At 49.2% G+C, this 12,857-nt stretch carries 11 protein-coding genes and 1 riboswitch; of the genes, 1 reads left to right on the top strand and 10 read right to left on the bottom strand.

From position 1 onward, the window contains the following. The first annotated feature begins 24 nt into the window (after positions 1–24). Positions 25–393, top strand: a complete 369-nt coding sequence (locus E0698_RS00680; RefSeq protein ID WP_044645213.1) for a helix-turn-helix domain-containing protein — start codon at positions 25–27, stop codon at positions 391–393. A gap of 54 nt (positions 394–447) precedes the next feature. Here the strand turns inward: E0698_RS00680 and E0698_RS00675 are convergent, their stop codons facing one another. The 10 genes from E0698_RS00675 to E0698_RS00630 form a co-directional block, all read right to left on the bottom strand. Then, positions 448–630: a hypothetical protein gene (locus E0698_RS00675; RefSeq protein WP_192510265.1), complete on the bottom strand. Its 183-nt coding sequence runs from the start codon at positions 628–630 to the stop codon at positions 448–450. A gap of 310 nt (positions 631–940) precedes the next feature. Beyond that, positions 941–3,229 (bottom strand): hypothetical protein, encoded by a 2,289-nt coding sequence (locus E0698_RS00670; protein ID WP_192510264.1) that lies wholly within the window; start codon positions 3,227–3,229, stop codon positions 941–943. 49 nt (positions 3,230–3,278) lie between these two features. Beyond that, positions 3,279–4,904 carry a glycosyl hydrolase gene (locus E0698_RS00665; RefSeq protein WP_443146897.1) on the bottom strand — a complete coding sequence of 542 codons (1,626 nt, stop codon included), beginning with the start codon at positions 4,902–4,904 and terminating at the stop codon, positions 3,279–3,281. Further along, positions 4,885–4,965: riboswitch (cyclic di-GMP riboswitch) on the bottom strand. It overlaps the preceding gene by 20 nt. A gap of 154 nt (positions 4,966–5,119) precedes the next feature. Then, positions 5,120–6,496: a sugar phosphate nucleotidyltransferase gene (locus E0698_RS00660; protein WP_149094461.1), complete on the bottom strand. Its 1,377-nt coding sequence runs from the start codon at positions 6,494–6,496 to the stop codon at positions 5,120–5,122. Between the two features lie 315 nt (positions 6,497–6,811). After that, entirely contained in the window at positions 6,812–7,036 is a 225-nt protein-coding gene (locus E0698_RS00655; protein ID WP_192510263.1) for a hypothetical protein, read from the bottom strand. 201 nt (positions 7,037–7,237) lie between these two features. Further along, on the bottom strand, positions 7,238–8,566 hold the full coding sequence (locus E0698_RS00650) for a UDP-glucose dehydrogenase family protein (RefSeq protein WP_134910813.1): 1,329 nt from the start codon (positions 8,564–8,566) through the stop codon (positions 7,238–7,240). A 5-nt stretch (positions 8,567–8,571) separates the two neighbouring features. Further along, on the bottom strand, positions 8,572–9,672 hold the full coding sequence (locus tag E0698_RS00645) for a glycosyltransferase (RefSeq protein WP_134910814.1): 1,101 nt from the start codon (positions 9,670–9,672) through the stop codon (positions 8,572–8,574). A gap of 28 nt (positions 9,673–9,700) precedes the next feature. Next, complete coding sequence (locus tag E0698_RS00640; RefSeq protein ID WP_134910815.1) at positions 9,701–10,849, bottom strand: glycosyltransferase family 4 protein; 1,149 nt, start codon at positions 10,847–10,849, stop codon at positions 9,701–9,703. Beyond that, positions 10,843–12,030 (bottom strand): glycosyltransferase family 4 protein, encoded by a 1,188-nt coding sequence (locus tag E0698_RS00635; RefSeq protein WP_149094459.1) that lies wholly within the window; start codon positions 12,028–12,030, stop codon positions 10,843–10,845. The genes E0698_RS00640 and E0698_RS00635 overlap by 7 nt, the downstream gene beginning before the upstream one ends. After that, positions 12,017–12,856, bottom strand: coding sequence for a glycosyltransferase family 2 protein (locus tag E0698_RS00630; RefSeq protein WP_192510262.1), 840 nt, complete (start codon positions 12,854–12,856; stop codon positions 12,017–12,019). Before E0698_RS00630 ends, E0698_RS00635 begins: the two co-directional genes overlap by 14 nt. Between the last annotated feature and the right edge of the window lies 1 nt (position 12,857).

Raw genomic sequence — 12,857 nt, 5'->3', positions numbered from 1 at the left:
CCTTGCATTCAGGAGGAAAATCAGATGAATTATGGCACCCGCATCGCTGAATTACGGGAATATAAGGGATTAAAACAAGAGGAACTAGCGCAATCCCTCGGAATTACGCGGGCGGCTCTTTCTCACTATGAAAAAAACCGGCGCAAGCCAGATTTTGAGATACTGACCAAGCTTGCAGACATTTTCGGGGTATCCATTGATTACTTGGTAGGACGCACTAGCCATCCGGCAGCAATTTTGGATTCAGCTGTGAGGGAATTTGTGGACCAGCTGGAGCTGTCCGATGAAGATATCCTGCAACGTTTTAATTTGACCATTGATGGACGAACTTTGTCTGAGGAAGAAGCCAAGCGTTTTATCGCGTTTGTCCGCATGGAACGAATGATGGAATAAAGAAGGGTGGGAGCCGGTTCACTCCTGTTTTTAGCAGTGCCGGCAACCGATATTTTACTCGCTCTTATCCTTCCGGCCCTTGGTTCCGTCCGCTTCGCTCTGTAAACATTGCGGCATCGTGATACCGCATTGAAGCAAAATATCCCGGATGTCCAAGTGGACGACAGGTTTGTCTGTTTTCCGTTCGTTGTTTCGTAGAAGAGGGTTGTCCATCCCTGATTCAGTCTCCTTGTTCATTCGGCACTTACCTCACTTTATCATTCTTGGTCACCGGAAAGAGAATCCCCACAAACCATGTATGTATAGTTATGAGCAAAACTATTATATATGAATACATACCTGTAATGTTGTCGTCTTATGGCGAGAAAATTAAAGGATTTTCGGATTTTCTTCTGAAATATACGCAATGAACTTCCAAATCAGAACGATTTTCAGATAAAAAAGAACCTGTCAGGTCCTACTTTCTCCTGATAGGTTCTTTGGCATTCTATTTTCGGTTGCATGTAAGGTATTCTTCGACGCTGGTCCTACTCTGTATCTGTCCTGATTAAGCGACCTCGGCCGCCGGGGACACTTGGGTGCCCCCAGTCGCTCGGACTTTGTAAGCGTAGTGGCTCCCGGCTTTCGCCGTGTGATCCGTATACGTGTTTCCCGCTACTTCGGAGGCAATCACCTGATACGCCCCGTCTGTTCCTTCCGCACGCAGCACATCATAGGCTGATACACCTTCTGCCTGAAGCCAATCAATCTTTACCGCGCCTGCCTCCACAGAGGCGGCCTTCACCTCTGTTGGAGCCGAAGCTGCGGCCTGATCTGTACTTTTCAATTCCAGAATGTATTGCACCGACTCGCCAGGTCCCAGTTTTTCTTCAAAATCGAGATTAGGCGAAGCATTAAGTCCTGATAGGGAACGCCGTGCCTGGCTGTAGGTAGACCCGGCTCCGAAGCGCTCACCCGTGTACAAACCTGCCTTCGGCATCGTCACCCGTACGCGGATCGTCTGTGCTGTGGATTCGAAGTTCACCAGATTCACCAGCAATTTGTCCGAGGTGGCGCTACTGCCAGCCAGCGGTTTCAGTTTGGAGGTATCCACTGCACGGACATAGACCATCTTATCCTTTGTTTCCTCCGGAATCAGTACCATATAAGTCAATGGTTTCCCGTGTGTGGCATAAGCCAGACTCAAGCGTCTCATGATGTTTACACGGCTGTCCTGCCCTTGTCCGAACGGATAAATTTCCGTATTCGCCGGATTGTGATTTTGCAGGTCAAAGCCGGTTTTAAACAGCGTGTAGTCCTTATAGAAAGCAGCATGCTGGATAAACATATCGGCAAAACCGATTTGCGAACGCATAATCCGGTCGAACGCGGCTGCTTGTGGCTGACTGGCCCCGTACTCAGGGTTGTCCCGATGCGTATCGTTCGTACCAAACTCCGTATTCAGCATCTTCTTCTCCAGCCCGTTACTTGAACCGCCGAACGTTTTCAGATTTTGAACAAAGCTGCCTCCGCCCTCTTCGTTATACGATTCGCCATAGGCATGTCCATTGGTCAGGTCAGTGACATCCTCCAGTTGCTTACGTTGTGCCGGGTCCCGCTCCCATCCATCCGGATCGCCGCATTTGAGCGTACCTCCGGTTTGGTTTTTACATGCCTTGGTCGAATACGTCGGCCAGTAGGCCCAGCCCGGCGCAACCGTTTTGAGATGCGGCGCCAATTGCTTACCTTCCGTATTCAGCCATTTGGCCACGGCCAAATTGACCGCTTTCGAGCGGTTAAACAATCCAGGTTCATTATCTACTTCGTAATATTGCAGGTATGAACCATATTTTTTTACATAATCGCGCAATTTCTGCTTGGCCGTCTCCGGCAGGGAGCCGTCTTTTTGCAGCTTGATATCGCCTGTATACAAATACAAAGCTGACGATTGCATATTATACTGCTTCAACGTTTGGTAGTAATCTCCCACGTCTGTGCAGGCCTTGTTTACATTACTGGCACAAGTGACTCTCATGACATTGCCGCTATACGCAATTCCCAGCCATTTGAGAACATATGGTAAATGTTTAACTGCACCCTCATCATAATAAAATTCTTTATTATTGACATTCGTTCCGGTCAGTATATATTTACCGTGTATCGGCTCGGTCGCAGGTAAAGCTAACGTCTCCAAGCTCAAGTCATCCCAAGTCCACCACACATTTTTATCTTCAGCAGAGGAGCAGTATAGGCAGCGCGCTGTCTTTAGCTTGAGTACGTTAACACCGCTTTGCAATTGCTCTTTAGGTATATACATCTCGTAATTGCTTTTGAAATTATATGCACTGCCTGTACCGGCAACCCCGGCAATCTGAATGATACCGGACAACTGATGATTTGAAAATACAGCCATTTGAGGAACGGCTTTGCCCGCATCCAAAATCCGTACACGGAATATCATCCCGTTCGGAGGAACCTGATCGAGCTTGTACTGAAGTGACAGCTCAGGATTCGTGGACGCATTTAGACCGGGAGGAATATCATCACTGCTGAGCAATACCGGAGCCGTTGTACTTCCTGCTACGGACATCGCTGACGATGTTCCTTTAGCAGACGACTCAGTAGAGGCCGCAGAAATATTGACATTGTCCTTACCGACTACACCCTTAAATTCTGCTGAAGAGTCATCCCGCTGACCAAGCTTCCATACCGGACTGGCCGCCGCAACTTTATCCGTCTGAAGTTCTTCACTCTTTGGAGGCGTATGAATAAACCAGGCGATCATCGCTATAGCTGCGACCCCCAGTAGCCCGGCTAATACTACTATATACCTTTGGGTCAACCATTTTTTCATCATTGTGTTCCACCCTCTCTCCTCAAAATTTTTGGCGGGGAAAGAGTATATATCAAGGAAGAAACAAAGCGTTGCCGGGAATCACCGCTTTCGCTTCATGCTGACTTTCCCACATCAGACGTGCCATTGCGTCGCCTTTTTCATCATAATATTCAACTTTCAGATCTGCTATTTTGCCTGCTTGCAAGGTAATGCTGCCCTTGCGTTCAGTCCAGCTTTGTTTGAACCAACTATCAATAATCAGCTTGCCGTCTATCCATACACGAATACCATCATCGGATATCGTGGTAAACGTATAGGTCTCACTATATTGCGGCTTGATTTTGCCCGTCCAGCGGACCGAGAATTGATCAGCCTCCACCTTGGGATCAGGCGAGGCAGCGCGCCAGTTATAATCCAGCTTACTATCTGTGCGAACCAAAACAGCGGTGCCGTCCAGATTCATGCTGTTAAAATATTCACCCCGCAGCCCGTTCGCATAGACCATATCCGGAACGGAAGGCGGGGCTGGTTTGCTTACCACTGGCGGAGCCGGAGTTGAGCCGTTTTGCCCCGTGTCCGGTACGGTCGGTGACTCCACCTCAGGTTGTTTCATCGCAGCCAACCCTTTTTTCACGTCATCCCGCGTCAAGCTCTTCGAATTATTCATATAATCCTGAATCTGATCCGTCGTGTTATTTTCGGTCAGCATCTTGCCCCAAGTCATGGAATACACCCATTTGGGCTGAGCCTGCATGACCTCGGGACTCGGCATCTCACCGTGTTCCCCAATGGCAATCGGCTTATTCCGTGCCAGTCCGAGCAGTCCTTCGTAATGGCTTTGCTTAAAATCATTGTTGTAAATGTCTACAGCCAAGATATCCACCTTGTCATCCCCCGGATATTTCGGGGTATATGGGACGGTGTACGAACTAGGCGCATTCGGACTCCAGACCCACAGCAGATTGTTCAGTTGATGCGTGTTTACAAAACGGTCATACATGATATTCCATAGCTGATTGAAATTGTTCTTGTTTCCCCACCAGAACCAGTCGCCGTTCATTTCGTGGTAAGGTCTCCATAATACCGGAACACCCGCATCACGAAGCTGCTTTAACGATATAGCGACCTTATCCAGATCGGCAATGAGAAGATTATACTGCGTAGTGCCCGGCGTCACGTATTTATTGAACTCCGCCTGGCTTACTTTCGCCTGCACATTGGCCCAAGTCAGTGGCTTGCCCGGCAACGGTTCATGATAAGTCATCGTAACTATGCCGCCATCTCTACTCCAACGTATAGCGCTATCGACGAGATTTTTACGTTGTGCTGCCTCCGTAGCGGCGGACTGGCTGGAGATGGCTCCCATCTCGTAGCCATGTACACCAGCATACGCCTTACTGATTTTTTGGACCTTGTTGCTTAATTCATCCGGACTTTCCAAATAATCATGTTGACCTGTGACCATTTTTTTCCCCGAGATGCTGATCAAATAGCTGTATAGTTCACGGGCCTCAGCAGAAGCGTCCGAATTAACAGGCTGTAATGTGGCAGCATTCGCCACGGACAGAGATTCACCAAAGCCGACGGGCAACAAAGAAAAAAGCATAACAACGGGGAGTACACTGCGTATCCATCGATTCACAGGGGTAAAATAGGGGCTCACTCTCGCTCTTCCTTTCGGTAGCCAGGCTGCCATCCTTACGGAAGGCCCTTTAGCTTTGCGTACCTGCCTTTCAACAGGGCTGCGTTTATCGTGGAAGGAGTTTGGATTCCTTCTTATCCCTAAGTATCGACTTTTTTTTACCAAAATTTAATAGGTCATGTTCATTGAATTTACAGATTTTCGTGTATTTTCGACAGTTTGGGCTAAATAACTTTATAAATGAGTCTTTTTTCATCTTTACGAAATATTTATGAAATAAACTTGTGACGGGAAATTTCATCCCAATCCATGCAAAAGCGAACAATATCCTCTTCAACCAGCTCAGAACCTGTCTGTACCTCGATCAATTCCACATCAGTCACGGCCAAAATGCTATGCTTTGTCCCTTCAGGAATGCGAACCACATCACCAGCCTTCACCTTGTGCAGCTTTTCATTCAAAATAATTTCCGCTTCACCACTAATGATGGTCCAAATTTCACTCCGTTTGAAATGAAGTTGGTAGCTGATATTTTTGCCTTGCAGCACACGGATTCGCTTAGTCAATACCTCATTGCCCTCTTCATACTTTACATAATCCACTACCCTATAATGTCCCCAACGGCGCTCTTCGTACATTGGTCGCTGATTGTGTGCTTTGAGCACTTCCTTGATGCGCGGACTTTCTGCCTTATTAGTCACAAGGATGCCATCCGGGCTGGCAGCTACGATCAGATCATTCGTTCCAATAATCGCCACGGGAATGTCCAGTTCATTGATGAGGCTCGTATTGACACAATCCTCTGTTACTACACCTCTGCCCACTTGCTGATGGGACATTTCTTCCGTCAAGGTGTTCCAGGTACCCAAGTCCTTCCAGAAGCCATCATACGGAAGAACGACGATATCCTTCTCCTTCTCGACTACCGCGTAGTCAAAGCTGATTTTTTCCAGAGAAGAATATTGCTTTTGCATTTCTTCATAGTTCAGCGGCAATCCTTTGGATGCCAAGATATCAAGCAAATAACCTAATTTGAATGCAAAAACCCCGCAGTTCCATAGAGCATTGCGTTCAATCAGACGCTCCGCCTGCTCCCGGTCGGGTTTCTCTTGAAAATGGCTCACTTCACGGTAGCCTGTGCTACCTTGTGTAGCATCGTTTTTCGGTATAATGTAACCGTATTTCTCAGAAGGATAAGAAGGGACAACCCCAATTAACGCAAGCTTGCCTTCACTCTCCTGAAGGGTATGCTCCAACTGGGCGACGGTAGCAAAGAAAGCATCCTCTACATAGGGGTCTACCGGCAATATAGCAACAATTTCATCGGGCGAAACACCAACGATGGAATATAGATAGGTCGCTGTCAACGCAATGGCGGGAAAGGTATCTCTTCGTTCCGGCTCAACAATGATGCGCGTATCCTGCCCAACCTGACTCTGAATCATTTCGACCTGCGCTCTCCCTGTTGCAATGAACGAGGATTCAGACAAGCCGTTATCCCCCAGTTGTCTCCACACCCGTTGCACCATCGATTCCGAATTCCCCTCCGGACTCTCCAGCACCTTCAAAAATTGTTTGGAACGGGAATCGTTGGACAAAGGCCATAATCTTTTACCGGAACCACCAGACAAAAGTACGAGCTTCATAACTCTCCACTTCCTCTCTAATTTGGGTAGGTGATCGGATGGTACACGGTTGAGTAGCCCGCTACGGGATGGATTTGATCTTACGATCGCTGTTGGACCGGGATTCACTCGATTATATAAAATCGTATAAAGGTTTGAATCCCGGTCCAAAGGCGAGCGCTTCGCTTCTCCAGATTCAAATCCATCCCTACGCTACTCAAATATGCATCATGCCGATCATACCGTGTATTGCAAAAGGCACGACCGGACATGATTAGTCCGGTCAGCCTGTAAAGACGCGCGTGCACTCGCGCTTGCCTGCCGTGCTTGCAGGCTTCAAGTAACGTTCAGCCCTGCCACGCCCTTGCTCGGAAGGAGCAGCATAGCGTAATCACATGATAGCCTTGCTCCACAGGAGTAGCATAGCGCATTCGCATAGTAGCCTTGCTCCGAAGGTGCGGCTTTGATCCGCAGGAGCGGTGCGGCTTCACTGAGCGCTTCTTCGGATACGCCCTTCCTACCTCCCCCCATAAGGTGGGAGGTTAAAAATTGTGACTCCATGCGGTAAAAGCAGCGGAGCGGGCAGAATTGTTCTGAAGAAGCGTCAGCGTTTGCCTTTATCCCCGGATTTTAACCTTTGAATGTTTTATACAATCAAGAAAATCCGGGGGTAACAGCAATCGGAAGAACAATCTGCACGCGTAGCGCCTCCAACACCACCACAGTCACTTTTTAATGTTTTACTTTTAAATCCATCACTTTTTAAGCTTCCACCTTGTCTCTGTTCCACCCACTCATCCGCGGACGACCCACAGAGTAGTATTCCAGCCCGGAGCCTTGAATCTGCTCCTCAGTAAATACGTTACGACCGTCAATCAGGACTGGCTTGTGCAAAATGGAAGACAATTGCACGAGATTGACGTTCTTGAACTCTTCCCAATCAGTCAGCAGGCAGACCGCATCGCTTCCTTCGGCGGCTTGCTGCGGGGAGGAGCACCATACAATATTCGGGTGATCCACACGCTCCTTGAATTTTTCCATCGCAATCGGATCATACAGCTTCACAATAGCGCCTGCCTGGATCAGCGTTTCGACGATTTCCAGTGCCGGAGCCTCGCGGATATCGTCTGTATTCGGCTTGAAGGCCAAGCCCCAAATGCCAATCGGCACGCCATGCAGTTGACCCAGCGATTCGCGCAGCTTGGCTACGATCATGAAACGCTGGTCGGTGTTCACCTCGACCACCGATTTTAACAGCTTAAATTCATAGTCTACGTTGCCCGCAATTTGGATGAGCGCATTCGTGTCTTTCGGGAAGCAAGAGCCCCCGTACCCGATCCCTGCTTGCAGGAAAGAGGACCCGATTCGTTTGTCCATCCCCATACCGTCAGCCACACAGGTGACATCCGCGCCCACCTTTTCGCAAATATTGGCGATTTCGTTGATAAACGAAATTTTGGTCGCCAGAAATGCATTGGATGCATATTTGATCATCTCGGCACTGCGGATATCCGTTACATAAATTTTATCCGTGAACACCTGATGCAGCGTAACCATCGTTTCACGCAACCCCGTGTTGTCCAAACCGATAATGATGCGATCCGGATGGAGTGTATCATTGATGGCAGAGCCTTCTCTCAAAAATTCCGGAGCGGATACGATATCGAAGGACAAACTCGTATGACGAGCCAGCACGTCCTTGATCTTTTCGTTCGTTCCGACAGGGACCGTGCTCTTGGTCATAATAATTTTATACCCGTTCATGGCCTTCCCGACATCAGCAGCCGCCTGCTCAATATAGGACAGATTCGCTTCACCGTTAGCCAGAGAAGGCGTACCTACCGCCAAAATAACGATATCCGAGCGTCGAACCGCGTCAGCCAAATCCGATGTAAACTGCAAACGACCCGCTTCCAGATTTAAAGCGATCAATTCCTCAATGCCCGGTTCATAAATCGGAGATTCTGCCCGGTTCAGCATGTCGATTTTGTGTTGCTCCAGATCGACACAAATCACCTCATTACCTTTATGTGCAAAACACACGCCCGAGACGAGTCCAACGTATCCAGTACCGATTACAGCCAGCTTCATTCCGTTCATCCTCCTTTTAGAAAGTTCACATAGGCTTGCTCTACATACTTTTTGAAATGATCCTTAAACGTATCTTCATCAAATTTGCGTGCATGGCTAATGATACCGTCCACATCCCATGCATGCTGCTCGACCTTGGCGACCGCCTCCAGCACATCCTCTACCTGATGTCTGCGGAAAAATACACCATTCACATTAGGGACAATGGTATCCAACGCTCCCCCGCCCTGATAAGCGATAACAGGCCGTCCGGCTGCATTCGCCTCAAGAGGCGTGATACCGAAGTCCTCTTCCCCCGGAAAAACGAGCGCCCGGCATTCTGCCATCAGCTTGTTGACCTCTTCGTCTTCAAGTCTGCCAAGAAACTCAATGTTCGGGGAGGCCATACCTTCCAGTCTTTTACGATCCGGTCCTTCACCAACAATGCGCAGCTTGAGACCATTGCGCTTGAATGCCTCAATCGCCAGGTCAACGCGCTTGTAGGACACTAACCGGGATACGATTAGGTAATAGTCACCGATGCTTGCAGCACGTTGAAAACGGGATGTATTAACAGGAGGGAAAATGACATCCGACTCCCGTTGGTAATAGTGCAGAATTCTCCGTTTGACGACCGAAGAGTTGGCGACAAATTGGTTTACGTTGCGAGAAGTTTTGGCATCCCATGTTTTCAACCGATTCATGTAAAGCTTTAGCATGCTTTTGAGCAGGTTGGATTTGGACTGCCGGGCCATATATGTATCATAATCCCAGGCAAACCGCATCGGTGTGTGACAGTAACAAATGTGAAACGTATGTTTAGGTACCTGGATGCTTTTCATAAATGCGCTGCTGGAGCTTAAAACAATGTCGAAATCCCTAAAATCAAAATCACGGATAGCGATGGGGTACAGCGGCAGCACTCCTTTGAAATTGGCCTTCACTCCAGGGATGTTTTGTAGCCAGGTGGCTCTAATATCTGCATCCTTCAAGTTGTTCGACAGGCGGTCGTCGCTGAACACCGTTGTGAAGATTGGAGCCTCCGGATACATATCGTGGAATACCTCTACCACCCTTTCCGCTCCGCCCATTTGGATTAAGTAATCGTGTGCTATCGCTATTTTCATCTGAATCATCCTTTAACGCGAATGTCGGTCAGACTCCTGCCAACAAACCCTTATAGTAATGAACTATATCCTTAACCGTGTTCTCGATAACAAAATGCTTCTTGACCCGTTCCATCCCTTTATCGCCCATTTGCTGACGTTCCTGTGGATGCTCCAGCATCCAGCGGATGGCTTCTTCCAGCTTGGCTGGATCACCCGGTTCAATAAGCAACCCGGTTTCGTTCGGTACGACAGTTTCCCTGGGTCCGCCCTCATTCGAAGCAATCACCGGCAGACCTGCGGCCATGCCTTCAATAATGACCTGCCCGAACGGCTCCGGTGTGATGGAGGTGTGAATCAGCAGATCACAGCGCTGCATCAAACCCTGAATGTCATCGACGTGTCCAAGTAAATTGACGTTGTCTAATCCGTATTCGCGCATTGTGGATTCCAGACGGCGTTTATATTCCTCTTCGCCGAACAGTGCATCTCCAGCCAGCCAAAATTTCACACGCTTATCCGGTAAAAAAGTGCGGGCCGCTTCCAATAAAATATGCTGCCCCTTCCACTCTGCCAGTCTGCCGACCAACACGACGTTAAACGAGTCATCGTCACGTGAATTTGCAGTCACATCACGAGCCGTAATCGCTTTGGCAAATGCCGAGTAGACGACGAGTGTCTTTTTGTCCGGGGGCAGCTCCAGCGCACTTAGCGTGGACTTGGAGTTGGCAATGACGCCGTTAGGCAAAAAGCGGGACATCAGCCGAATGCCTTTGGCGACAATCGGCTTCAGGTACGGCGGGCCGATATGGTCACGAATATGCCAGATCAACGGCACCTTCGCTGACTTCGCGGCTACTGCGCCGTAGAACGCCGACTTGAGCGAGTTCGTGTGAACACACACGACCTTTTCCTCGCGCAGCAAAGGCGCGAGCTTTTTCCCATAAGCCAACAGCCGGTAGGCTGCCGCAGGCGCACCCAGATTGACAGCATTTCGCCCCCGATTGCGGATAGAATCATCCAGCGGAACGATACGTACATCAATGTCACGTTGCCGGAGGCGATCTGCCAAATCACCTTCCTCCGCCAAAATGACGAGCGGGTCGATATGTTCCCCGATGTTCGTCAGTATGTTATACAAAGCGACTTCGCCGCCGCTCCATCTTGCCGTGTGGTCAATATAAGCTATTCTCAGCATTTTGCCGCCGCCTTTCTGTCAAGGGCCTGCCGGAACACATCTTCCACCTGCTCCGCTACATGCCCCCACGTATATTTGCTCAGGACATGGTCCCTGCATTCCCGTGCGTCAGGAAGGGCTTTGCGGTTATCCAGCACACGCAGCAGTCCTTCCGCAATGGCTTCGCTGTCTGTTCCCCGGAACAACAGCTCCGGACGGAATCCACTTAAAATTTCCTTGTTGCCGCCTACAGGAGTCGCCATCACCGGCAGCCCCGAGGCCATCGCCTCCACTGTAATCAGACCAAAGCCCTCCAGTGCCTGAGTCGGCACTACGAACATATTCGATGCCTGATGATACAGGGGGAGTTCCTCATCGGATACATATCCGAGCAATCTTACATGGTTGTGAAGATTGTATTCTGCCACCTTGGAGGCCAGTTCCTCCATCAGAGGCCCCTTCCCTCCGATCAGCAGCAGATGATCAGGATGACGCTCGGTGACCCGCCGCCATGCTTCCAGCAGTTGCAGCAGTCCCATTCGGTTAACAAGACGACGGACGGTCAGCACAATCGTCGCATTCTGTGGCAAATTCAGCCGTTCCCGCACCGTCCTCCGATCCTCTGCCGGATGGAATCTCTCTACATTCGCTGCACCGGGAATGATATGAATTTTGCTGAGTGGAACCTTATAATGCTCATGCAGAATATCCCGAAAGGTTTCGCTCAGCACTACAAATTTGTCCGCCAGACCATAAGCCTTCATTTCAATGGATTTGGCCAACGTTGTTTTCAGCAGATGCTTGAGGCCTTTCCCTTCAATCTTCATTTCCTCCGTCCATGGGCCGTGGAAGGTGGTGACTACCGGAATTCCCCGTTTTTTCGCCTCCAGCGCCGGGCCGACACCATAGGGGGCAAAATGGGAGTACAGCACATCTATCGGCTGCTTGTCGAACAGCGTCGCTGCATATTTTTGCATCAACTCTCGACGCTTCCAGATGGATTGCTGCTTGCTGCCAATCGAATGAATTCGGATATTTTCAGGCACTTGCGGCTTCTCATCGCTGCAGATTAAAGCATCCAGCGTATTTTGTTCCGCCAACTGCTCACAGATGGATTTGAAGTATGTGTTTAAACCGCCGGGCTGCAAGGACGGCCAGCTAAGCCCTGTTGCTGCAATGCGAAATCCGTTATTGTACGACATAGCTGGTTTCTCCTTTCTGCTCGGTCTGTTCGTCTTCCACAATCTCTATTTTTTTTCGTCGCTTCGTTAGCTCATAATGCTTGAAGCAGACTAGAAACTCATACATCACCCAGAAGACCGCTACTGCAAAACCTGCCAATCCCTTGCGGTATAAGCCTTGGACAAAATACTTCTGCACAAAGCGGGCTGGAGGCCGCAACAACAACCTGGTAATCCGAAAGGATCTGCCTTTGTTAAATGCCGTCTCCGCTTCGAGGTCCGTGTACTTGTTAAAACGGGTCATATGATCACTAATGCTGCGGAAGCCGTAGTGCCATAACACACCCTCCAGATTAACGATTTGGGAAGAAGCTACATCCGGCATTTCATGGACCAGACTATTCGTAATGCCGTAAATACGCCGATTGTACAGACGAACCAAATACTCGCCTTTGTTCATCCATTTGCCCAGAAAATCGCCAATTCGAAACACAGAGTATGCTTTGGCCGGATCATGGAGCGTTTCCTTGATCTTCAACAAATCTCCAAGAAGCTCCGCATCTACCACCTCGTCCGTATCGATCAGGAAAATCCAATCAAATTCAGCTTTTTCAACACCAAACATGCGCTGCTTCGCATAACCGGGCCACGGGTTGGAAAACACCCGACAGCCCAATGATTCGGCTACCTGAATCGTATTGTCCTTGCTCCCTCCGTCAATAACGACGATATCGTCCGCAAAGGGCTTGCAGGATTTGATGGCGGCTGTGATTCGAGTGCCATCATCCTGAGCGATAATAACTACGGATATCCGGTTGTCCGCGGGAACGCTAGACATGTGGTTCATT

Origin of the sequence: Paenibacillus sp. 23TSA30-6, assembly GCF_014858585.1 — a bacterium.
GTDB lineage: Bacteria > Bacillota > Bacilli > Paenibacillales > Paenibacillaceae > Paenibacillus.
The sequence above is the reverse complement of the archived record's forward strand: the minus strand, read 5'-3'. Positions and strand labels throughout refer to the sequence as shown.